The sequence below is a fragment of the Rhodococcus spelaei genome, from assembly GCF_006704125.1.
GTDB classification, from domain to species: Bacteria; Actinomycetota; Actinomycetes; order Mycobacteriales; family Mycobacteriaceae; genus Rhodococcus_G; species Rhodococcus_G spelaei.
Genome location: NZ_VIGH01000009.1, coordinates 55526 through 79040, shown reverse-complemented (window position 1 = coordinate 79040; position 23515 = coordinate 55526). Strand labels below are relative to the sequence as shown.

18 protein-coding genes and 1 pseudogene are annotated in these 23515 nt (G+C 69.6%); 9 read left to right on the top strand and 10 right to left on the bottom strand.

From position 1 onward, the window contains the following. Nucleotides 1-227: 227 nt before the first annotated feature. Together FK531_RS18905 and FK531_RS18900 are read right to left on the bottom strand one after the other, a co-directional pair. Complete coding sequence (locus FK531_RS18905) at nucleotides 228-2567, bottom strand: ATP-binding protein (protein WP_142102133.1); 2340 nt, start codon at nucleotides 2565-2567, stop codon at nucleotides 228-230. Nucleotides 2568-2642: 75 nt separating this feature from the next. Then, a complete protein-coding gene (locus tag FK531_RS18900) occupies nucleotides 2643-5936 on the bottom strand; it encodes an error-prone DNA polymerase (RefSeq protein ID WP_142102131.1) in 3294 nt (1097 codons plus the stop codon). Between the two features lie 618 nt (nucleotides 5937-6554). Here FK531_RS18900 and FK531_RS18895 point away from each other — a divergent pair. The 4 genes from FK531_RS18895 to FK531_RS18880 all read left to right on the top strand — a co-directional run bounded on the left by FK531_RS18895 (nucleotide 6555) and on the right by FK531_RS18880 (nucleotide 10373). Beyond that, nucleotides 6555-7073, top strand: a complete 519-nt coding sequence (locus FK531_RS18895; protein WP_142102130.1) for a MaoC family dehydratase — start codon at nucleotides 6555-6557, stop codon at nucleotides 7071-7073. Beyond that, nucleotides 7066-8748: a PHA/PHB synthase family protein gene (locus tag FK531_RS18890; RefSeq protein ID WP_142102128.1), complete on the top strand. Its 1683-nt coding sequence runs from the start codon at nucleotides 7066-7068 to the stop codon at nucleotides 8746-8748. Before FK531_RS18895 ends, FK531_RS18890 begins: the two co-directional genes overlap by 8 nt. A gap of 81 nt (nucleotides 8749-8829) precedes the next feature. Further along, complete coding sequence (locus FK531_RS18885) at nucleotides 8830-9147, top strand: phasin family protein (protein ID WP_142102126.1); 318 nt, start codon at nucleotides 8830-8832, stop codon at nucleotides 9145-9147. 149 nt (nucleotides 9148-9296) lie between these two features. After that, nucleotides 9297-10373 (top strand): alpha/beta fold hydrolase, encoded by a 1077-nt coding sequence (locus FK531_RS18880; protein WP_142102124.1) that lies wholly within the window; start codon nucleotides 9297-9299, stop codon nucleotides 10371-10373. A gap of 1 nt (nucleotide 10374) precedes the next feature. On the opposite strand, the gene FK531_RS18875 is transcribed toward FK531_RS18880, so the two are convergent. The 4 genes from FK531_RS18875 to FK531_RS18860 all read right to left on the bottom strand — a co-directional run bounded on the left by FK531_RS18875 (nucleotide 10375) and on the right by FK531_RS18860 (nucleotide 13639). Then, on the bottom strand, nucleotides 10375-10791 hold the full coding sequence (locus FK531_RS18875) for a helix-turn-helix domain-containing protein (protein WP_142102122.1): 417 nt from the start codon (nucleotides 10789-10791) through the stop codon (nucleotides 10375-10377). A gap of 75 nt (nucleotides 10792-10866) precedes the next feature. After that, entirely contained in the window at nucleotides 10867-11655 is a 789-nt protein-coding gene (locus FK531_RS18870; protein WP_142102120.1) for an ABC transporter permease subunit, read from the bottom strand. Next, on the bottom strand, nucleotides 11645-12559 hold the full coding sequence (locus FK531_RS18865) for an ABC transporter ATP-binding protein (protein WP_142102118.1): 915 nt from the start codon (nucleotides 12557-12559) through the stop codon (nucleotides 11645-11647). The genes FK531_RS18870 and FK531_RS18865 overlap by 11 nt, the downstream gene beginning before the upstream one ends. 75 nt (nucleotides 12560-12634) lie before the next feature. Further along, on the bottom strand, nucleotides 12635-13639 hold the full coding sequence (locus FK531_RS18860; RefSeq protein WP_142102424.1) for a zinc-binding alcohol dehydrogenase family protein: 1005 nt from the start codon (nucleotides 13637-13639) through the stop codon (nucleotides 12635-12637). A gap of 141 nt (nucleotides 13640-13780) precedes the next feature. Here FK531_RS18860 and FK531_RS18855 point away from each other — a divergent pair, with 141 nt between their 5' ends. From FK531_RS18855 to FK531_RS18845, 3 genes are all read left to right on the top strand, one after another. Beyond that, nucleotides 13781-15892: an MMPL family transporter gene (locus tag FK531_RS18855; RefSeq protein ID WP_142102116.1), complete on the top strand. Its 2112-nt coding sequence runs from the start codon at nucleotides 13781-13783 to the stop codon at nucleotides 15890-15892. Nucleotides 15893-15944: 52 nt separating this feature from the next. Beyond that, nucleotides 15945-17033 (top strand): sulfite oxidase, encoded by a 1089-nt coding sequence (locus FK531_RS18850; protein WP_220126963.1) that lies wholly within the window; start codon nucleotides 15945-15947, stop codon nucleotides 17031-17033. A gap of 138 nt (nucleotides 17034-17171) precedes the next feature. Next, nucleotides 17172-19172, top strand: coding sequence for an SDR family oxidoreductase (locus FK531_RS18845; RefSeq protein WP_142102114.1), 2001 nt, complete (start codon nucleotides 17172-17174; stop codon nucleotides 19170-19172). Here the strand turns inward: FK531_RS18845 and FK531_RS18840 are convergent, their stop codons facing one another. The 3 genes from FK531_RS18840 to FK531_RS18830 are packed head-to-tail and all read right to left on the bottom strand — an operon-like array spanning nucleotide 19173 to nucleotide 21285. Further along, the gene (locus tag FK531_RS18840; protein ID WP_246098266.1) at nucleotides 19173-20090 is read right to left on the bottom strand and encodes a ferredoxin family protein; all 918 of its coding nucleotides are present in this window, start codon (nucleotides 20088-20090) and stop codon (nucleotides 19173-19175) included. It abuts the gene before it with no gap. A 22-nt stretch (nucleotides 20091-20112) separates the two neighbouring features. Beyond that, nucleotides 20113-20688 (bottom strand): YdeI/OmpD-associated family protein, encoded by a 576-nt coding sequence (locus tag FK531_RS18835; protein ID WP_142102110.1) that lies wholly within the window; start codon nucleotides 20686-20688, stop codon nucleotides 20113-20115. Between the two features lie 51 nt (nucleotides 20689-20739). Next, nucleotides 20740-21285 carry a hypothetical protein gene (locus FK531_RS18830; protein ID WP_142102108.1) on the bottom strand — a complete coding sequence of 182 codons (546 nt, stop codon included), beginning with the start codon at nucleotides 21283-21285 and terminating at the stop codon, nucleotides 20740-20742. Between the two features lie 39 nt (nucleotides 21286-21324). Between FK531_RS18830 and FK531_RS18825 the strand changes: the two genes are divergently transcribed. Beyond that, nucleotides 21325-22140 (top strand): AraC family transcriptional regulator, encoded by an 816-nt coding sequence (locus FK531_RS18825; RefSeq protein ID WP_142102106.1) that lies wholly within the window; start codon nucleotides 21325-21327, stop codon nucleotides 22138-22140. Between the two features lie 39 nt (nucleotides 22141-22179). Next, on the top strand, nucleotides 22180-22752 hold the full coding sequence (locus tag FK531_RS18820; protein ID WP_142102104.1) for a UbiA prenyltransferase family protein: 573 nt from the start codon (nucleotides 22180-22182) through the stop codon (nucleotides 22750-22752). Nucleotides 22753-22764: 12 nt separating this feature from the next. Here FK531_RS18820 and FK531_RS18815 read toward each other — a convergent pair. Continuing rightward, a pseudogene (locus FK531_RS18815) lies at nucleotides 22765-23510 on the bottom strand (alpha/beta fold hydrolase). Nucleotides 23511-23515: the final 5 nt, after the last annotated feature.

Sequence of the window (23515 nt, the reverse complement as noted above, 5' to 3'; positions counted from 1 at the left end):
TCGAGTGCCTCGCGAACAGTCAGCGGCTCGTGCACGAGCCGCTCCTCCCACTCCAGAGCGTGAAGACCGGACCAACCGGTTTCCGTCGGGTCCATCACCGCGCGGCGGTGCTTCGTCATGGAATCACGCATCGGTCACCTCGATGGTCGGGGGTTCTGGGCAGGTACCAGCGTCCTCGACGCGTGTGGCTCACGGCCACGGGAGAACTACCTGTTTGGTGCCCGCGCCTACCCGCGTCCGGTCCCTCGGTCCGGTTCCCGAGCGGATGCCCCCGCGGCGACCCACGCCGCGATCTGCGCGCGGGTGGCGAAGCCCAGCTTGGTGAGGATGTGCTCGACGTGCCCTTCGGCGGTGCGCTGCGCGATCACGAGCCGCTGCGCGATCTCCCTGTTGGTCAGGCCCTGCGCCACCAGGTCGGCGACTTCCCGTTCGCGTTTCGTCAGGACGGATGTCGACTCGGACGCCTGGGCCGGTGCGAACTCGTCGAGCGCGTAGGCGACGGCATCGCCGAGACCGAGGTCGCGGCCGCGCTCCATCGCTGCGGCGAAGACGCGCGGACCGAGCGCGGCGCGCGCCTGCTTGCGTCGCCGCTTCTGGTAGCCGACGAGGCCCGGGATGACCAGCTTCTTGATTCCGGACTCCTCCCCCACGGCGTCGGCGGCGCCCATCAGCACCGCAGCCCGCTCGCAGTCCTGCCGTTCGGCGGCGACCCACGCCAGCGCCTCGAGGCAGGTCGCGCAGGTGAGCGGATCGTCCAGCATGCGGGTCAACCGGAGTCCCTCCTCGAGGAGCGCCGTCGCCCGGGCCGATTCGCCCCGCTGCCCCACTGCGAGCCCAAGGGTGCACAGCGAGTAGGCCCGGAACATGGACTCACCGCGGCCGTCGGTGATGGCGAGAATCTCCTCGTGGCAGGCCAGCGACCGCCTGCCCTCGCCCCGCAATCCGCTGGCCAGGGCCAGGCCGAGCAGGCTCGCGACGCGTCGCAGCGGGTTCCCCGTGACGCCGAACGTGCGCACCGCAGCCTCGAGATCCAGCACCGCGCGGGGTAGGTCGCCGGCGAATATCGCCACATACCCACTCGCCGACCTGGCCAGCGCCGTCCATTCCTCGCCGCCGACCGCCGCGGCGGCTGTCCGCGCCTGCGCGCTCAGCGCGGTCCCACCCGGGACGTCTCCCTGCATCACGGCGAGCACGCTGCCGGCGTACAGCGCGGCGACTCGCGCCGCAGTCGGCGACTCGCTCTGGCAGGCCAGGGCGCGGTCCAGCCAGCGCCGGCCCTCCCCGAGCACCCCGCGGGCGAGCCAGGACAGGTACATCGCCGCTGCGATCCGCAGGGCGGACTCGGCCTCGTCCGGATCGGACAGGCAGTAGTCCAGCGCGTCGCGCACGTTCGCTTGTTCCCGGTCGAGGCGGCGGATCCACTGCACCTGCCGCGGCCCGATCCACTCCGCCTCCGCACGCTGTACCAGCTGCTCGTACCAGTCCCGGTGTCGCCGGCGCAGCGCGTCGAGCTCGCCGCTGCTCCGCAGCTTCTCGAGGCCGTAGTCGCGCAGGGTCTCGAGCAGCCGATACCGAACCACCTCACCGTGGTCCTCACGAATCAGGATCGACTTGTCCACCAGGGCGGCCACCACGTCGAGGACGTCGTCGGGCCCCGGGTCCGCGGCGCGCACTCCTTCCGCCGCGTCGAGCTCGAAACCCCCGGCGAACACCGACAGGTGTGCCCACAGTTCCCGCTCCCGGTCGGTGCACAGCTCGTAACTCCAGTCGATGCACATCCGCAGCGTCTGCTGCCGCGGCGGTGCACCCCGGTGACCGATGGTCAACAGGCGATACCTGTCGGTGAGCCGCTGCAGGATCTGCTGCGGGGACAGGGCCCGCAGCCGCGCCGCGGCCAGCTCGATCGGCAAAGGCAGCCCGTCCAGCTGCTGGCAGATCCGGGCGACGGCCCGCGTGTTCTCCTCGGTGAGGCCGAACCCGGGCAGCGCCGCGACCGCGCGCTCGGCGAACAGGGTCATGGCCGGGTACCGGGGTATGCCGCCTGGCGGGGGAAGCCGGTCGGGATCCGGCACCTCGAGCGGCGGCACCCGCACGGTCACCTCCCCGGGAATACCGAGCTGTTCGCGGCTGGCGACCAGGATCCGCACCCCCGGGCAAGCCCGAAGCAACGCATCGGCCAGCCCCGCGACCGCCTCGACCAGGTGTTCGCAACCGTCGAGCACAAGCAGTAGATCCCGCTCGGCGCAGTAGTCGACGACCATGTCGAGTGGTGGGCGACTCGACACCTCGCGTAGACCCAGCGCGGCCGCCGTCGCGTCCGCGACCAGCATCGGATCCCCGAGTTCCCCCAGTGCCACGAGCCAGACACGGTCGTCGAACGCCCGCCGGCTCTCCCCTGCTGCCCGAAGCGCGAGCCGAGTCTTGCCGACACCGCCGATTCCCGTGAGCGTCACCAGCCGAGACGTGGACAACAGCCGCCGGATGTCGGCCACCTCGCGCTGGCGACCGACGAAACTGGTCAGGTCCTGGGGAAGGTTCCCGGATCTACCGCGGGTGCCAGGCAACATCGACTCGACACTCCCTGCCCACCGTCCCCCGCCGATTCGACGGTACTCCTCGCCCGTGGGGTTGCGGTCCTACTGTCAGCGGAAGTCCCTCGACTTCCCGGCCATCCGCAGGTCCATCCGCTGCAACCGGTCCGCGACCACCGTCACCGCACCCTCCGCGTTCTGTACCCGCCCGCGGACCAGCAGAGCCGGTGCGGTGTGCGCGAGGGTGCGGTAGCGGGCCCACAACCCGACCGAGCAGACCACGTTCACCATTCCCGTCTCGTCCTCGAGGTTGATGAAGGTGACACCGGCGGCGGTGGCCGGACGCTGCCGATGGGTCACCGCTCCACCGACGAGCACCCGGTCGCCGTCGGGGACCGCCAGCAGACCGGACGCCGGGACCACCCCGAGCGCGTCGAGCTGCGGGCGCAGGAACTGGGTGGGATACGAGTCCGGGGAGACCCCGGTCGCCCACACGTCGGCCGCGGCCAGTTCCACGTCACTCATCCCGGGCAGGGTAGGTGAGGTCACCGATGTCCCCATGCCCGGCAGGCGGTCCGGGCGCTCCCCCGCGGCGGCGCCCGCCGCCCACAGGGCCTGCCGTCGCGAACCGGCGAAACAGGCCAGTGCGCCCGCGGTGGCCAGCGACTCCGCCTGCGCGGTGGTCAACTCCACCCGGCCGGTCAGGTCGAGCAGCGAAGCGAACCGCCCACCCGCACACCGCGCGGCGACGATCTTCTCGGCCAGCGCCGCCCCGATGTGCCGGACCTCCCCGAGCCCGAGTCGCACCTCGCTGCCACCGCATTCGAGGCTCGCGTAGGCCAGGCTCGCGTTCACGTCCGGCCCGTGCACGGTCACCCCGTGCCTGCGGGCGTCCGCGACCAGCGACTGCGGCGAGTAGAACCCCATCGGCTGGGCCCGCAGCAGACCGGCGCAGAAGGCGGCGGGATGGTGCAGCTTGAACCACGCCGAGTAGAACACCAGCGAGGCGAAGGACTGCGAATGACTCTCGGGGAAGCCGAAATTCGCGAAGGCGTACAGCTTCTCGTAGATCCGGTCCGCGACGTCGCCGGTGATGCCGTGCAGCTCGCGCATACCGTCGTAGAGTCGGCCCCGCAGCCGCTCCATCCGCTCCGGCGAACGCTTGGATCCCATCGCCCGGCGCAACTGGTCGGCCTCCGCCGCGGAGAAGCCGGCGACGTCCACGGCCATCTGCATCAGTTGCTCCTGGAACAGCGGCACCCCGAGAGTGCGTTCGAGGGAGTTCTCCAGCGCGGGGTGGTCGTAGGTGACGGGCTCGATCTTGTTGCGGCGGCGGATGTACGGGTGCACCGAGCCGCCCTGGATGGGGCCGGGGCGGATCAGCGCGACCTCGACCACCAGGTCGTAGAACGTACGGGGCTTCAGCCGTGGCAGTGTCGCCATCTGGGCGCGGGACTCCACCTGGAACACCCCGACCGAGTCTGCGCGACAGAGCATCTCGTAGACCGCCGCCTCGGCCAGGTCCAGCCGCGCCAGGTCTACCTCGAGGCCCTTGTGCTCGGCGACCAGGTCGATCATGTAGTGCAGTGCGGAGAGCATGCCGAGCCCGAGCAGGTCGAACTTGACCAGGCCCACCGCAGCACAGTCGTCCTTGTCCCACTGCAGGACGCTGCGGTTCTCCATCCGCGCCCACTCCACCGGGCACACGTCGGCGATGGGCCGGTCGCAGATCACCATGCCGCCGGAGTGGATGCCGAGATGGCGTGGGAATCCCTCGATCTCACCGGCCAGCTCGAGCACCGCGGGCGGAATGTCCGTCCCCGTCTCGTCCTTGACGCCGGTCCACCGGCTGACCTGCTTGCTCCAGGCGTCCTGCTGTCCCTGCGAGTAGCCCAGCGCGCGGGCCATGTCCCGGACCGCCATCTTGCCGCGGTAGGTGATGACGTTCGCGACCTGCGCGGCATAGTCCCGGCCGTACCGGTTGTAGACGTACTGGATCGCCTCCTCACGTCGGTCGGACTCGATGTCCACGTCGATGTCGGGCGGACCGTCCCGCTCGGGTGAGAGGAACCGCTCGAACAGCAACTTGTTGCCGACCGGGTCCACGTTGGTGATGCCGATGGCGTAGCAGATCGCCGAGTTGGCCGCCGAACCCCTGCCCTGGCAGAGGATGTCGTTGCGCCGACAGAAGGACACGATGTCGTGCACCACCAGGAAGTAGCCCGGAAAGCTCAGCTGCGCAACGATGGCCAGCTCGTGTTCGATCTGACGGTAGGCGTCGGGCCGCTGCTCCGGGGTGCCGTAGCCGCGGTGCGCGCCGATCATCGTGAGCTCGCGCAGCCAACTGTCCTCGGTGTGCCCGTCCGGGACGTCGAAGGGCGGCAACTGCGGCGCGATCAACCGCAGGTCGAAGGCGCACTCGCGGCCGAGGTCCGCGGCGGACGGCACCGCGGTGGGATGCGCGGCGAACAGTCGTGACATTTCCGCACCCGAGCGCAGGTGCGCTCCCCCGGTCGGCGCCAGCCATCCGGCAGCCTCGTCCAGGCTCTGCCTGGCCCGGACAGCCGCCATCGCCATCGCCAGCCGTCGCCGCCCCGGATCGGCGAAGTGCGCGGCGGTGGTCGCGACGACGGGCAGTCCGCAGCGGAACGCGAGGTCGGCCAGCGCGGCATTGCGTTCGTCGTCCTCGGCGATCCCGTGGTGAGTGAGTTCGACGGTGACCCGGTCGGGGCCGAATCGTTCGACGAGACCGCGCAACTCGGCCTCCGCGGACGTGACTCCCCCGGTCGACAGCGCGCCGCGCACGTGACCCTTGCGGCAGCCGGTGAGGATCTGCCAGTGCCCGCCCGCAGCGTCGGTCAGCGAGTCGAGGTCGTAGCGCGGCTTGCCCTTCTCCCCGCCTGCCAGGTGCGCGGCCGCGAGCTGCCGGGACAGCCGGCGGTAGCCTTCGTGCCCGCGGGCCAACACCAACAGGTGGGTACCGTCCGGATCGGCCACCCCCGCCCTCGAATCCGTTGAACCGAGGGACAATTCGGCCCCGAACACGGTGCGCATGGCCAACTCCTTGGCGGCCTCCGCGAACCGGACCACCCCGTAGAGTCCGTCGTGATCGGTCAGTGCGATCGCCTCGAGGCCGAGCCGGACGGCCTCCTCGACCAACTCCTCGGGCGAGGACGCACCGTCGAGGAAGCTGAACGCCGAGTGCGCGTGCAGTTCCGCGTAAGGAACGACCGGAGCCTCGATCGGTTCCACGCGTCCCGCGCGATACTCGCCGCGCTTGCGGGACCATGCCGGACTGTCGCTCCCGTCGCCGGGATACATCGCCTCCGGCGGGTTCCGCCCGGGCCGCCCCGAGAGCACCCGCTCCATCTCCGACCACGTCGGTGGCCCGTTTCCCCAGCCCATTGCCCGGCACCCTTCCCTGTCGCACCCGCCACCGGGGAGCCGGCGGCGATTGCCCGAGCGGGGAAGTCGCATCGAACGTGTGTTCTACAGTGCATCTGCGAGGCCTCCCATGTCAACCCGAGCCGAACGGCCGGCCACGGACACGGCCCTCCGGAGACGGAATCCGGACCCGGGGCCCGTTCATCGCCCACCACATTTCGATCGGCCAAATTGGTGTGACCCGAATTCTTACCGCAAAGTAAGCGTGAATTCATTACTCGAGAGTAGACATTTTCTACCCGCAAGTAGATTTCCCGAACAATTCCGATAGCGCATCAATCGCAATTGCCGGAATACTCGCGCAACCTCGGCATTACGGACACCACGCGACACGAAACGGACATATCACCACGCTGACCTGGACAGATGTCAAACATTGCCCACCTGGGGTGCGCGCAGAACCGATAAATACCCCGTTATATGCTCCGCCCGATCGACGCGGGTCGAACCATTCACGAGAAGGCGGGTAACAGTTACTCGACGAATTCGATCGCGATCCGACCACCGATTGATCGACACAAATAACGACAACCAGTCAGAGATTCGAGCTGCGCTCGAATCCGTTTCCAGGGGGACGGGATGACCACCACCACAGCCGGCAGCAACGCCGCACGCACGGTCACCATGGCCGAACTGCCCGAACTCGCAGGCAAGACCCTCGGCACGTCGTCCAGGGTCCTGATCACGCAGGAACAGATCAACCTGTTCGCCGACGCCACCAATGACCACCAGTGGATCCACGTCGATCCGGCCCGGGCCGCCGACGGCCCGTTCGGCGCACCGATCGCGCACGGCTATCTCACCCTGTCGCTCGCGGTCGAACTCTTCTCGCACCTGCTGGACGTGACCGACTGCGCTCAGCTGATCAACTACGGACTCGACAAGGTCCGCTTCCCTGCCCCCGTGCCGGTCAACTCGTCCGTGGGTGCGATCGCCGAGGTGACCGCGGTCGAGCCGTGCGCGGGCGGCTACCAGCTCGCCGTGACCCTCACCTTCGACGCACTGGGCGTCGACCGCCCGGTGTGCGTGGCCCAGATGATCCTGCGCTACCTCGGGGACGTCACTGGCGCGAGCGCCGTGGGAGGCAACCGTGCTTGAGCAGACGAGACGGCGACTGTCCGCCAAGGTCGATCCGGTCGGCTGGTTCTCCGCGAGTGCTTCCGTCGCCAAGAGCGCGGCGCGCAATCCGGCGGCCGTCGCGGCCGCCACCGGCAAGCTCGCGATCGGGCTGGCGCAGATCCCGTCCGACACCGTCCGGGTCGCCGTCGGCGCGGACACCGAGCCGCCCGCCCCGGACGACGTCCGGTTCCGCAACCCCGCCTGGCGGGAGAATCCGGCGTACTTCGCCGTGCTCCGCTCCTACCTGTGCGCGCGGTCGTACGTCGATCGCCTGGTCGACGCGGGTGCCGACGACGCCTTCAAGGCCGCCAAGGCCCGCCAGCTCGCCCACCTTCTGCTCGATGCCGCCGCACCGACCAACAACCCCGTCACCAACCCGGAGGTGTTGACCCGCGCGATCACGACGGGCGGCAAGAACCTGGCCCGGGGCGCCTCGTACCTGGTCGAGGACATCGTCAAGCGCGGTGGCCGACCGCAGCGGATCGACGAGAGCGCTTTCACGCTCGGCGAGAACATGGCCGCCACCCCCGGCAAGGTGGTCTTCCGGAACGATCTGATCGAGCTGATCCAGTACGCACCCCAGACCGATCAAGTGCACGCGACGCCACTGCTGGCATGCCCGCCGTGGATCAACAAGTACTACATCATGGACATCGCCCCGGGCCGCAGCTTCGTCGAATGGGCGCTCCAGCACCGCCGGACCGTGTTCCTCATCTCCTACCGCAACCCCGACGAGTCGATGCGCGAGGTCGGATTCGACGACTACCTCGTCGACGGAGTGAAAGCCGCGATGGACGTCGTCGAGGAGATCACCCGGGCCACGAAGATCGACCTCGTGGGGCTGTGCCTGGGCGGGGCGATGGCGTCGATCGCGGCGGGCTACCTGTCCGGCACGGACGATTCCCGGCTGGGCACGTTGACGTTGGCCAACACGCTGCTCGACTACAGCAGTCCCGGGGTCCTCGGCCTGCTCACCGATCCCGGGACCCGGGCCAATGCGGACGTCCTGATGGCGAGGCAGGGCTACCTTCCGGGCGCGGACATGGCGCTGACCTTCGACCTGCTGCGGGCCAACGACCTGATCTTCAGGTACTGGGTCAGCCGGTGGATGCTGGGCGAGGCGCCTCAGGCATTCGACCTGCTGGCGTGGAACGAGGACTCGACCCGGATGCCCGCCTCGATGCACAGCACCTACCTGCGCACGCTCTACGGCGAGAACCAGTTGGCGCAGGGCACGTTCACCATTGCCGGACAACAGATCTCGTTGTCCGACGTCGACAGTGACGTGTACATCGTGGGCGCGATCGACGACCACATCGTGCCGTGGGAGTCGTCGTACGCGGGTGCCCTGCTGTTCGGCGGCAAGGCGCGCTTCGTCCTCTCGAACGGCGGACACATCGCGGGCATCGTCAATCCGCCGGGAAAGAAGAGCTGGGTCGAGACGCTCGGCGCGCCCGAGGACCTGGCCGCCCCCGCGTTGCCGACGGATTCGACAAGCTGGCGGACCTCGGCACAGCGCCGCAGCGTCTCGTGGTGGGAGGACTGGGCCGCATGGGCAGGGCCTCGGGCCGGCGAGTTGCAGGCGCCGCCGCCGATGGGAAGCACGGAATACCCGGTCATCGGAAATTCCCCCGGCACATACGTTTTCAGTTGACCCGACCGCAAGACACTGGACCGTTAGCAGTCGACATGCTAACCTGCTAACAGCAGTCCGAACCGCACCAGGAGGCATCACATGGCCGCACAGACAACGTCCACCGCAGGCACCAAGAACGTCGTCGCCGAGGGCGTCGAGTCCATCACCAAGTCCTTCGACGAGAACCTCGAACGTGTGCAGGGACTCAACGAGAAGTTCGTCGATGCCGCCAAGCTGAGCGGCAATTTGTCGCTCGACACCTACGAGAAGACGGTCACCTCCGTCCTCGACTTCCAGAAGTCGATCGCGGGCGCCACCAAGCTGGACTGGCTCACCGCCGTCGTGGACGCGCAGACGTCGCTGGTCAAGGGCATCAGCACCGCAGCCACCACTGCCGCACGCGAGATTCTCAAGTAGCCCGGCAGCACGATCCCTCGGCCCCCGACCGGTTCGAACGAGCCGTCCGGGGGCCGACCCGCGTTCATCGCTGGATCTCGAGGTGGAGGACCGTGCAGAGGACTATTCGCGAATTGTTCTGGGCTGCAGCAGAAACCCCGCGGCAGCTGATGACATCGACAGTTGCCGGCTGGAACGGGTACCTGCGATCGGCTGCGCGACGCGGAGTCACTCCGCTCGATGTGGCGCTCGACTGCACCGAGTTCTTGCAGGCCGCGACGCGACGCGCGCCGACCCGATTCGTGCATCCGAACACCGTCAGGCGCGTGTGGCCGCTGGCCCGGTTGCGGGAGTTCTCGCCGACCGTCCCCGACGGGACCGTCCCGACCCTGGTACTGCCGCCGCTGTCCGGACACGCCTCGACCCTGTTCGACCTGACCGTCGACCTCAGCCTGGTGCGAACCGCGTGCGACGCCGGACTGCGCGGGGTGCACTGCCTGGAATGGCTACCGCCCTCGTCGGCTACGTCGGCGGCCGGCATCGACGACGTCGTGGCGGTGCTCACCGAGGCGATCGAGGAACTCGGCGGCATCGCCAATCTGGTCGCCTACTCGCAGAGTGGTTGGCTGGCGGCCGGATACGCCGCCGTGCATCCGAGACGGGTCAACACGCTCACCATCGCGGCGGCGCCGATCGACTTCGGCCCCGGTATCCCCGACCTCACCCCCGTGCGGTCCGGCCGACCCGGCGTGGCCCCCGCGGGTGCCACGACAGTGCCACCCGCGGCCACCCGGACGGCCGCACTCCGGCTGGCGGAGTGGCCCGAGGAATGGGCCCGACTGATGGACCTGTGGGCACACATCCGTGACCCCGTCCGGGTCGCCGCGTACGTCGCCGTGCAGAGCTGGCTCGATGCACCGCAGGGCATCCCGTCGGGCTTCTACCGCTGGGCGGCGGTACACCTGTTCCTGCGCAACGAACTGGTCCGCAGCGAGCTGGAGATCGACGGCAGCACAGTCGATCTCGGTGCCGTCACGTGTCCACTGTTCCTGCTCGCCGGCACCCGCGACCCCATCGTTTCCGCCCGCCAGTTGTGGGCCCTGGCGGATCACGTGTCGACTCCACGGAACCTGATCACCCGTCGCGTCGTCGCAACGGGCCACCTCGGGATGGTCGTCGATCCGGAGGTCCTCCGCCGACATTGGCTGCCGGTGCTGCGGGATGTGGCGGACCTGTCCGAACCGTGACTCAGTCCGCGTCGCGCTCCGAATCCGCGGACGCCGCCCGGTCACTCGGCGCCGTTCCCCCGCGTCGCCGCTTCGCGACCGTCACCTCCCGGAAGGTCTCGTACATCTCCTCGAGGGTCGCCCGCTGCGCCTTGGTCAGGTCGCCGTCGCGACGGATGGCGGCCACCACATCCGGCAACTGCCCGGAATCGGCTCGGCTGGACTGAGCGGAGAGTATGTCCGCCGAGGTGTGCAGGTGCTCGGCGATGGCCTCGAGCACCTGTTCGCTCGGCTCGCGGAGATTGCGTTCGATCTGGGACAGGTAGGGATTGGAGATCCCGACCATCTCGGCGAACTTGCGCATCGGAACTGCCGCCAGCTCCCGCTGCTGCCGGATGATCTCGCCCAGGGTCGGGAGTCGGGCGGAGTCGTCCTTCATGGGCGCAAGCCTACTGAACCGGGCGCACCGGCCGTCCCCCGCGCAGCAGTCACCGCCCGTGCGGGACCAGGCGAGTCAGCGAATGTCGCGACCGTCGAAGGCGATCAACGTAGCGACGAGGAACACCCCCGTCGTCGCGAGCAGCACCGTGACGGAAGGCCACGACAGCCCCTCCTCGAGTTGGTTGTCGCCAACCGCGTAATAGAACAGCGACGCATACTTCGCCGAGTGCAGCCAGTCGATCGTCGTGGCAAGGGAACTGACCAGATAGGACGCGGCGGCGACCGCACTGGCAACGCCGATCGCCGCTCCCCGGCTCGCCCCGGCCGCGGCGACGACCATCGCCAACATGCCGAAGGCCAGGCCCAGCAGCACGACGCCGACGGTGGTGCCCACCAGGTTCCACAGGTCGACGTCCAGGCTGAAACCGCGCCCGATCAGCACGCACAGCCCCGTGACGATCGGCACCGCCAGGCTCAGCGCAACCATGGCGGCGGCCTTCTGCAGTGCAATCCACCGGCGCTCGACCGGCAATGTCGCTATCAGCGCCAGCGTCCCGTCCTCGTCCTGCCCGGCGATGCAGGACGCCCCGTAGCCGATCGTCACCATCAGCACGATCAGCGGGAGGAAGTTCGCGTACAGGTTCGCGTTCAACCACCCGGCGGGAGAGGTCAGCGAACCGGCTATGCCGAACAGTGCGCCGAAGGTCAAATTGCCGGAGAACAATTCGTCGAGGCCGGTGTCGTTCTTGAACGACGGGTACAGGACCACGATGATCAGCGCGTAGAGGGCGATGCCCAGCGCATAGAAGAAGATGGACCGCCGGCGCAGCCGAAGGTCGAGGCCTGCCAGGTCAATCGACATGCGCATCCTCCTGCGACGAGTCATCCCGGTAGTACCCGAGGAACAGTTCGTCGAGATCGGCGCCCCGCGCGCTCATCTCGACAGGTTCGAGCTCGGCGGCGACTCGCAACAGCGGCGCCACCGAGCCCGCCACCGACAGCACCACGCCGTCCGCGGCGGCGCTCACCACGCGCACCCCGTCCAGGTCTGCGAAGCTCCCCGCGTCGACCGTGCGATCGAAACGGAACTCGACCGTGCTCGGCGCGCTGCGCCGCAGGTCGGCCACGGTGTCGGTGACCACGAGCCGACCCTCCTTGATGATCGACACCCGGTCGGCGAGCCGCTGGACCTCGTCGAGATCGTGTGACGACAGGAACACCGTCCGACCCTCGGCCGTCGTCTCACGGACCAGCTTGACGAACTCGTCCTGCAGCAGCGGGTCGAGCCCGGAGGTCGGCTCGTCCAACACGAGCAGATCGGGACGGTGACCGAACGCCATCACCACCCCGATCTTCTGTGCGTTGCCCTTGGACAGCATGCGCACCGGCCGATCGAGTTCGACACCGAATCGTTCGACCAGTTCGTCACGGTAGCGGCGGTCCCGCGCGCCCTGGAGCTTGCCGAACCTGTCCAGATGTTCGCGGCCGGTGAGCTTCGGGAAGAGGGTGAGTTCACCGGGCAGGTACCCGGTCCGGTCATGGATCCGCGCCGCCTGGGTCGCCGCGTCCAGACCGAACACGGTCGCGGTCCCCGACGTGCGCCGGTAGAGCCCGAGAAGCATGCGGATCGTGGTCGACTTGCCCGCACCGTTGGGGCCGAGGAACCCGAAGATCTCCCCCTCGGCGACCTCGAATGTGACGTCCTCGACGCCCCTGCGACGGCCGAACCGACGAGTCAGTCGATCCACCGCAATCACCGTCGTCATCTCGGCCCTCCTGGTCCGCGAGGATCCCCGTGCCCGCCCGGACCGAGCCCTGCCTCACCTGCCACGGGGATCACGTCAGCCGACGATCAGCACGGCCGCCCCGGTGACCCGACCCTCCCGCAGGTCGGTCAGCGCACGGTCGGCCTCGTCCAGCGCGTACCCCTTCGCGGTCACCAGCAGTCGATGCTCGCCCGCGAAGGCGAGGAACTCGTGGGCGTCTGCGCGGGTGTTGGCGGTGACCGAGCGCAACCGTCTCTCCTCGAAGAGGTGCCGCTGGTAGTTCAGCCGCGGGATGTCGGATAGGTGGATGCCCGCGACGGCAAGGGTCCCGCCACGGTCCAGCGCCTCGAGCGCGGGTGGGACGAGCGTGCCCACCGGGGCGAAGAGGATCGCCGAATCCAGCGGCACCGGAGGCGGATCCGCCGCGCCCTGCACCGAGGCGGCGCCGAGCTCGAGCGCCAGTGTCCGCGCATGGTCGCCTCGGGTCATCACGTGCACTTCGGCACCGCGGGCGATCGCCACCTGAGCGGCCAGGTGCGCACTGCCGCCGAACCCGTAGATGCCGAGCCGTCCACCCTCGGGCAGGTCCGCGCACGCGAGCGCCCGATAGCCGATGATGCCCGCACACAGCAGTGGCGCCAGCTCCTCGTCCAGGTAGCCGTCGGGCAGCCGGTGCGCGAACGCGGCGGGCACCACCGCATACTCGGCGTAGCCGCCGTCCTCGTCCCATCCGGTGTATCGCGAACCCGGGCAGAGGTTTTCCCGCCCGCGCAGGCAGTACCGGCACTCACCACAGGTCTGGCGCAGCCAGCCGATACCGACCCGGTCCCCGAGCCCGAAGCCGGCTCCCACCGCGTCGCCCCACGCGACCACCTCACCGACCACCTCGTGGCCGGGCACCACGAACTGCCGATGGACGGGAAGGTCGCCCTCGGCCACGTGGAGATCGGTGCGGCACACACCGCACACCCGAACACGCACCAGCAGCTCGCCGGGCCCCGGCTCGGGGACCGGCATCGACACCGATTCCAACGGCCGGCCACGCGTCGGCCCGGGCCGACGCACCCGCCATCCCGTCATCGCGGCCGAAATGTCCATGGGGACCATGCTGCGCCCTTCGCGGTTCCTGCACCAGGGTCGCCCGTACGCCACCGAAACCCTCGCAGCCGTCGGTAGAGTCGTGGCGCCGCACCGACCTCACACCCTGAAGAGAGCTGCTCTATGACGCGCTGGGCCTCGTTCGTCGCATCCCGGAAGTGGTGGGTGCTGATCGTCGCCGTGCTCGCCGTCCTCGTCAGCGGACTGTGGGGGCTCGGCGTCTTCGGCAAGCTCAGCCAGGGCGGGTACTTCGACCCGAACAGCGAGTCCGCTCGGGTCAGCATCCTCATCGACGACAAACTCGGACAACAGTCGCCGGACATCGTCGCGATCTACACCGCGCCCGAGGGCAAGACGATCGCCGACATCGGCCCGCAAGTCCAGCAGACGTTGACCGCGTTCCGGGAGCAGTGGCCCACCCGCTCGGTCACCTCCTACTGGTCGGTGGATCCGTCGACCGCGAAGCTGATGGTGTCCAAGGACGGCCGCGAGGCACTGGCGACGGTCTTCGTCGACTGGGACGCCGGACCGACCCTCGCGGACCTGGATTCGATGACCCACGCGCTGAGCCCGCCCGGCATCGAGGCGCAGTTCGGTGGTGGCACGATCATCGGGCACTCGTTCAACCAGCACCTGCAACAGGACCTGGTCAAGGCCGAGGCAATCGCACTGCCGATCACGCTGGTGCTGCTGGTACTGATCTTCGGCACCGTCGTGGCCGCGGCGGTCCCGGTGTTCGTCGGCATGCTCACCGTCTTCAGCGCACTCGCCACCCTGCGACTGCTCACCACGTTCACCGAGGTGAGCTCGTTCGCCCTCAACGTCGCCTCGCTGCTGGGCCTCGGCCTCGCGATCGACTACGGACTGTTCATCGTCAGCCGGTACCGGGAGGAACTGGCAGGCGGCAGCGAGCCCGCGCAGGCGGTGCGCCGTACCGTCTGCACGGCCGGCCGAACCGTGATGTTCTCCGGGCTGCTGCTGGTCTGCGCGTTCGGCGGCATGCTGATCTTCCCGCAGCCGGTGATCCGCTCGCTCGGCTACGGCGCGATCGCCGCCGTCACCAGTGCGGCAGTGCTCTCGCTGACCGCCGTGCCCGCACTGCTGGCCATCCTCGGCCACCGGATCAACTCGCTGGCCTGGCGCCGCGGAGCGGTCGAGCGCGGAGAGAAGCGGGCGGCCCGGTTCTGGGGACGAGTGGTCACCCGGGTGATGCGGCGTCCGGTCGCGTTCGCGGTGACCATCGTCGCCGGCCTGCTCGTGCTCGCGTCGCCGCTGCTCGGTATCACGCTCGGCGAGATCACCTACACCGCACTGCCGGCGAACGATCCGTCCCGCGCGGCTTCCCAGACGCTCGCCGAGGACTTCGTCGGCACCGGCGACGCGGCCAGCCTGATGCTGCGCGGCGAGAACGGCGCACCGCCGAGCACCGCGCAACTCGGCGAGTTCTCCGCGCAGGCGCGGGCTGTCGAGGGTGTCGCGCAGGTGCGACTGGTCGCGTCGACCGACGACTTCTCGGTGTTGAACGCGAGCTACGCCGAGGGTTCGAACCCGGCCGACACGGTGCGCGCGCTGCGCGCGATCGAGCCGCCGGCCGGCACCGACCTGATGGTCGGCGGCGGGGTGGCACTGACCGAGGACACCAACTCCTCGATCGTCGCGCACCTGCCGTGGATGATCGCGATCATGGTCGGCTCGACCCTGGTGCTGCTGTTCCTGGCGTTCGGCTCGGTGGTGCTGCCGGTCAAGGCGGTCGCGATGGCCGGGCTGAGTCTGGCCGCGACCTTCGGCGTGCTCACCTGGGTCTTCCAGGACGGTCACGGTGCGAGCCTGCTCGGTGTCACACCCAACCCACTGGAACCGACGTTCGTGGTGCTGATCCTCGCGGTGGTGTTCGGACTGTCCACCGACTACGAGGTGTTCCTGATGTCCCGGATGGTCGAGGCGCGGGCGAACGGAGCGAGCACCGAGGAGGCCGTGCGGATCGGTACCGCCCGCACCGGCCGGATCGTGACGACGGCGGCGGCCCTGCTGATCGTCGTGACCGGCGCCTTCACCCTGTCCGGCCTGTCGATCATGCGGTTCCTCGGCGTCGGGATGATCCTGGCACTGGTCATCGATGCCACCGTGGTGCGGATGCTGCTGGTGCCCTCACTGGTCAAACTGATGGGTGAGGCCAACTGGTGGGCACCGGCCTGGATGCGGAAGGTGTACGAGAAGGTCGGCATCGGGCACTGACAGCGCGGGGACACTGACCAGACGGACGCTGACAGCGGCGAGAGGATTCGCGATGAGCCGATGGGGCAAACGCGAGGGCATGATCGTGCACCAGACGGAGCCGTACAACGCCGAACCGCCGCCTGACGCGCTCGCCGACCGGGCAGTGACCGCACTGGACACCTTCTACAGTCGCAATCACGGACCGATCCCCCAACTCGACCCCCACACGTGGCGGCTGCGCGTCGACGGCGAGGTCGACCATGCACTGTCGCTGTCCCTGGCGGAGTTGCAGTCGCGGTTCGAGCCGCGGGTGCTGACGGCGACGCTGCAGTGCGCCGGAAATCGCCGGGCGGGACTGATGGAGGTCCGCGACATCCCCGGCGAGGCGCCGTGGGGCTCGGGAGCTATCTCCACCGCGGAGTGGACCGGCGTCCGCCTCGCCGACGTCCTCGCCGCGGCCGGGCTCGGGGCGGCCGCCGAGCACGTCGCGTTCGCCGCGCCCGACATCTCGACGCTGGCCGAACCGTCCCAACCGTACGGAGCGTCCATCCCCGTCACCAAGGCCCTCGCGGGCGAGGTGCTGCTGGCTTGGGGCATGAACGGTGAGCCACTGCCGGCCGCACACGGCGCGCCGGTCCGCGTGGTGGTGCCCGGCTACATCGGCGCGCGCAGCGTCAAGTGGGTGCAGCGGGTGAGCGCCCAGCGACATCCGTCGAACAACTACTTCCAGGCCACCGCGTACCGACTGCACGCCGCCGATTCCGACCCCGCGACGGCCGGCCCCTACGACGGTCTGTCGCTCGGGGTGGTCGCGGTCAACGCCGACATCCTGCGACCGGTCGAGGGGCAAACCCTTCCGGTCGGCGCGACGGAGGTCACCGGTTACGCGTTCGCCGGCGACCGTGGCGTCGCCCGGGTGGACGTGTCGCTCGACTCCGGCAGAAGCTGGGTCCAGGCCGACCTCGACGAACCGTCCGGGCCGTGGGCGTGGCGGCTCTGGCGGACCACGCTCGAAGTGCCCGCCGGTCCGACCGTGATCACGGCTCGGGCGTGGGACACCGCCGCCGCGTGCCAACCCGAGTCTGCCCGGCTGTTGTGGAATCCCAAGGGCTACGTGAACAACTCCTGGGCCCGCGTCCGCGTCGTCGGCAGCGACTGACCGACAGCGGCCGCGAGGCGCCGGGGCAATGGGTTCACAGACTTCTTACTTTGGAGTAAGTTACAGACATTCTCGGATGACCTGGTCTCGGGCGAAGCCTCGGGTGATGAAGCCGTAGCCCCTGTGGGAGGAGAACGGATGTCGACCTTCATCGTGACCGGCGGGACCGGATTCCTCGGCCGCAACGTACTGCCACTGCTGCTCGCGCGACTGCCCGGCGCGCAGGTCCACGTGCTGGTCCGACCGGGTTCGGCGACCCGACTCGAGCGGCTCGCTGCGGGCTGGGACGGCGGCGAGCGGATACATCCGCTGATCGGCGACCTCACCGCGCCCGGACTCGGGCTCGACACGACGCCGCCCCCGGCCGACCACGTCCTGCACCTGGGCGCGATCTACGACATGACGGCGGGCGACGAGCAGGCCGCCACCAATGTCGACGGCACCCGCGCGGTGATCGCTCTGACCGAGAAGCTCGGCGCCACACTGCATCACGTCTCCTCGGTTGCCGTCGGGGGCGACTACCGTGGCACCTTCACCGAGACCGACTTCGACCTCGGACAGTCCTTCCCCACGCCGTACCACCGCACCAAGTTCGAGGCCGAGCGACTGGTCCGCGAGAGCGGCGGACCTGCCTGGCGGATCTACCGGCCCGCCGCGGTGGTCGGCGATTCGGCGACCGGCGAGATGGACAAGATCGACGGCCCGTACTACCTGTTCCCGGCGATCGCGGGACTGGCGAAACTGCCCGCGCTCCTGCCGGTCGCGGTGCCGAATCTCGGCGCCACCAACATCGTTCCCGTCGACTACGTGGCGCGGGCGATCGTGGAACTGATGCTGGCGCCCGGTCGCGACGGCGAGGTGTTCCACCTGGTCAATCCACGGCCGCAGCCGATGCGCGAGATCTACGCCGCGCTGGCGGCGGCCGCCGGCGCCCCGCGTCCGGTCGCCGACCTGCCCGCCGTCGTCGCGGCGCCGGTGCTGCGACCGCCGCTCCGCGCCGCGAGGACCGCCCGCGACGTCGCCCTGCGCCGTCTGGGCATCCCGCCGATCATCCTCGAACACCTCACCATGCCGACCACCTTCGACTCGACGCGGACCGAGCGGGCACTGGCCGGGACCGGAATCACGGTGCCCCGCTTCGGTTCCTACGCCGACGTCCTGTGGCGATACTGGCAGGCGAACCTCGACCCGAACCGGTACCGGCGCGCCGACCCGGCCGGACCGCTGGTCGGGCGGACGGTACTCATCACGGGCGGATCGTCGGGCATCGGCCGGGCCGCGGCACTGGCGGTCGCGGAGAAGGGCGCGACGGTGCTGCTGATCGCCCGCGGCGCCGAGGCACTCGAGGCGACGGTCGCCCAGGTCCGGGAAGCCGGCGGGTCCGCGTTCGGCTACCCGTGCGACATCACCGACGGTGAATCCGTCGACCAGACGATCAAGACCGTTCTCGATGCGCACGGCCATGTCGACATGCTGGTGAACAACGCAGGCCGGTCCATCCGCCGCGGCGTGTACGCCTCGACCGACCGCTTCCACGACTACGAGCGCACCATGGCGGTCAACTACTTCGGTGCGGTGCGACTGATCCTCGCGCTGCTGCCCCAGATGCGCGAGCGGCGGTTCGGGCACGTGGTGAACATCAGCACCGCGGGAGTGCAGGGCCGCTCGCCGCGGTTCTCGGCCTACATCGCGAGCAAGTCCGCGCTGGACGGGTTCACCGACACCGTCGCCTCCGAAACCCTCTCGGACGCAATCACCTTCACCACCATCCACATGCCGCTCGTACAGACCCCGATGATCACGCCGTCGGGAGGAGCGAACGTCGGCAGGGCGATCAGCCCCGAGCATGCCGCCGCCATGGTGGTACGGGCCCTGATCGAGCGGCCCAAGCGGATCGACGTCCCACTCGGCACGCTCGGCGAGTACGGGCACATGTTCGCGCCGGGTACCACCGACCGCATCCTGCACCAGATGTACCTGGCGTTCCCCGACTCACCCGCCGCCAAGGGGCACTCCCCTGCGCCGCAGGACGATTCGGCTGTCCCCGACCGAGCGGTCGCGGTCGGTCAGCACCGACGGTCCGTCACCGGTCGGGTGGTTCGTCGACTGGCCCGGCTGGTGCCCGGCACGCACTGGTAGTTACAGCGCGGTGACCGCCCCGGCGACCAGTGCCGCGACCGGCTTGGAGACCGCGCCGCAGCTCGCGGGCCGAGGTTCGAGCCCGATGCTCGACACGTCGACCGTCCAGGACCGGCCGTCCCGGTGCCGGACCACCGGCACCGCACCGGATTCGTCCACAGTGAGGTCGTCAGCACCGGCCGGAACTCGTTGGCGCACCGCAACTTCTGCTACCTGACCGGCGGGCGTCCAGCAGCTGCGCCCCCGCAGGCCCTGCGGGTACACCTCGCCTCGTCCGGCGGCCAGCACCGCCTCGACGCTCTGTCCGGCGGTCAACCGGCCGTAGGTGTAGCCGGTGGGCAGCACGATCATCGACGGTGCGAAACGGTGCCCACCGGTGTGCGAGCACTCCCACACCGCGTCGCCGAACCGGGCGGACAGGTCGGCGGCGACGGGGCGGCCCAGCACCGCGCAGCACTGGTCACGTTTGCCGTGCGCGCAGACCAGCACCACGGGATCGGTGACCCGCCGCCCGATGCCCGACGGCGCCGCGGGCAGCGCCAGGTCGAGATCGAGCAGGTCGCCCGGCTCCGACACCTCCAGCTGCTCGCACCAGGTGCCGGACGGATCGGATCGGGCCAGCAGCACGGTCCGGCGGCGCGGAGCCTCGACCGCCCGGCCTGGGCGGCGGATCAGCAGCAACCGAAGTCCGGCCTCGTCCATTCGCCGTTCGAGGGCGGTCGAGACTTCCGGCCCGAACGCCTCCCCGGAGAACACGTCACGCCCCCAGGCGCCCGGGTGTTCGAGGCACAGCCAGCCGGTGACCTGGGCGGCGGTGCCGGGCAGCGGCTCGTCGACGGCCGAGCGGGCGGAACACGTCCACGGGACGAGCGCCGCCTCGGGCTGGTCGCGTACGTCGGTGCGGGTCGGGTCGGTCACCGGCCCATTCTGCCCCGTGAGCTCACCCGTGGATCGCCTTGCCCTCCGCGAACATCTGCACGAACTTGTCGATGCGGCGGGCCCGGGTCTCGGGCTTCTTGGCGTCCTGCAGCCGGTAGGCCACCGCATACCGGTTGACCTTGTTCAGCGTCGCGAAGAACTGCTCCGCGGCCGGGACCTGTGCCAACGCGTCGAGGAAGTCCTGGGGCACGGTCGCCGTCGACTGCCCCTCGTAGGCGCGGTCCCAGCGACCGTCGGCCTTGGCTACCTCGACCTCGGCCAGTCCCGGCTCGAGCATCACGCCGTCCGCGAGCAGCCGCTCCGCCTTGTCCCGATTGCGTTTGGACCACGGACTGCGGGCCCTGCGCGCGCTGAAGCCCTGCAACCAGAAGTCGTCGTCGAGGGCGCGCTTCTGCCCGTCGATCCACCCGAAGCAGAGCGCGGCGTCCAGCGCCTCGTCGTAGCTGACGCTCGACTTCCCCCGGTCCTTCTTGGCGATCTTCAGCCAGATCCCGGGCGAACTGTCGTGGTGACCGGCCAGCCAGTCCCGGAAGGCCGACGCGTCGGTGAAGTACTCCGTGGTCCGTTCCACTGCCATGCCCCCACGCTATGGCCCGGGATCAGCCGGGGCTTGAACAAACGCGACGACTCAAACTCTGCCCGAAGCTTCGCCCGAGCCGCGGCGGCGACCGGTCGCCATCCCCACCCACACGCGCACGAATCCCTGCGACAGGTAGGCGAGCGCGCCGATGCTCAGCACCCACTTGGTGATGCTCACGGTCGAGATCGCTCGCACCCGGGTGTCGGTGATCGCCTCGCGGTGGTCGAGCAGATGCAGGTCCACCACGTTCTCCACGTAGTCGGCGGCCGCCGCGACGACCGGTGCCGCGTACAGCGCGCGCCGCGTCGCCGGGGACAGTTCGGAGAGTTGCCCGAGCCGCTTGGCACCGGTGCACAGCGCGGCCGCGTAAATCACCGGATGCACCATGTCCGGCGCGAAATGGCTACGGAACCGCGCGGTTTCCGCGTCGTCCATGCTGTCGAGGACGGCGCGGTAGGAGCGCGCCGACATCGCGGTCTGGGTCGCGAGGAGCTTCGGTGCGGCCGGGCCCAGCAGTCGAGCGATGTTCGCCTGCGACGCCACGTAGGCGGCGGACCAGCCGAGGAGTTTGACGTCGAGCGCTGTCAGTGCCATGACGACGATCCTAGAAGCCGGCGCCACTAATATCGGGGCATGACCGAACCCCGCGGCGTGCCCGAGGCGATCGTGCGACCCGACGAGGCGGCGCAGTCGATCGAGGTGTCGCGCCGGCTGCCGCGGGATTCGTTGCGGGCGTTCGTCGAGTACCTCTGGATCGTGCACTGGCGGGTGGACGGCGTTCGCGACCAGCAGGTGTTGCCGCAGCCCAAGATTCACCTCGCCACCGAGGACGGCCGACTGCTCGTCCACGGGGTCAACCGCGATCCGTTCCACCGTCGACTCGCCGGCACCGGGCACGTGATCGGGGTTGCGTTCCGGGCCGGTGGATTCCGGCCGTTCCTGCGGTCGAGCGTCGGCGATCTCGCCGGCGCCGTGCTCCCGGTCGGCCCCCTGGTCGGCGTGGACGACGGGCCGGTGGCCGCGGCAGCCCTGGCCACCACCGACAACGACGCGATGGCCGACGCCGTCGAGGACTACCTGGAATCGCTGTCGCCCCAACTGGACCCGGCGGTCGACCGGGTATCCGAACTGGTCACCCGGATCGAGCAGGACACGTCGATCCACCGGGTCGACGAAGTCGCCGCCCTCGCCGGACTGAGCGTCCGCACCCTGCAACGCCTGTTCACCGAGTACGTCGGAATCGGTCCGAAGTGGGTGATCCGGCGACACCGGCTGCTCGACGCCGCCGAGCGGGCGCACAGCGGGACCCCGATCGCGTGGGCGGAACTGGCCGACGAGTTGGGGTTCAGCGACCAGGCCCACCTGATCCGCGATTTCACCGCGGCAGTCGGGACCCCACCGGCGACCTACGTCCGGCAGCTCGGCGGCGGGCAGCCGCTCGGCGGGTAGGCTCCGGAGCGGGTCGGGCTGACGGGCGAGGGGGCTGCCGTGCGGCGGTGGTGGAATGCGTTCTGGGACAAGCCTCCCCGTGGGGTCCTGCTGACCTGGGCGGTCCTGGTCTGCCTGGCCGCATTGTGGGCGTACAGCTATCCGACGCCGAACGGCTGGATCCTGATCCTCGGCTGCTTCTGGCCTGCGGTGATCGTCGCGGTGGGCTGGACGCTCAAGACCGGCACGTATTTCCTGCGTCACGGTGCCTGGTCGAACTGGATCGCCGCGGTGCCGCTCGTCGCCCTCACCGGCCTCGCTCTGCTCGTGTTCGACGCGCCGCGGCAGTCGCGCTGGCAGTTGTCCCAGTCGGAGTTCGAGGCGGCGGTCGACACGATCCATTCCGGTGCGGACGGGTCCACCCAGGACCGCCGGATCGGCAGCTATGAGGTGCGGGGCACGCGCACCCACGAGGACAACATCTACTTCATCGTCCGCGACAGCGGTTTCCTGAACGACGACGGCGTCGCCTACCTGCCGAACGGCGAACCGGCGACGCCGGACCCCGTCGGCGAGGGCGTCAAGGTCTGGCACCTGCGCGGACCCTGGTACTCCTTCAGCGCCGGCTGGTGACGGGACCCGAAACTACGAGCCGGCGAGGAACGCCGTGACCTCGGCCTCGAACTCGGTCGGGCGGTCGCGGTGCACGCTGTGCCCGACCTCGATGGTCACCGCACGGACGTCGGGGATGGCGGCGAGCGCCGCGGCGAGCCTGTCCGCGTCGACCATGCCGCGGGCCCGCCCGAGATCACCAGGGTCGGCGCACTGATCGACGGCAGTCCCGCCCACCAGTCCGGGTGCGCAGCGTGGAACTGCTCGAGCGCAGAACGGGTCATCGACCGGTCGAACGCAAACACCGCCCGCGGACTGCGGGCCATGCTGGTCACCGCGTGCCACAGCTCCACCGGCGACGGCAGCCGACGCGACAGCGACCCCATCGTCTCGTCGGGCCGCAGCGGCAGCGGCGCCTCCTCGAGTACGAGCCTGCGGACCAGGTCCGGACGCGTCTGCGCGACGAGCGAGACCGCGTGCCCGCCGAGCGAGTGTCCGACCAGGTCGGCCTGGTCGAGCTCGAGGTGGTCGGACAGTGCGATCAGGTCGTCGCCGAACTCGGCGAACCGGTACGACTGCGCGTGCGCGCTCCGGCCGTGACCACGCAGGTCGACCGAGACGACCCGGCGTCCGCGACGAATCAGGGTCCGGGCGAACCGATCCCAGGTGTGGCTGTCACCGCCCATGCCGTGTACGAGCACGACCGGCACCGGGTCGGTTCCGCCCGAGTCTCGATAGGCGATCTCGATACCGCCGAGGGTGGCCGTCGTTGTCGCCATCAACC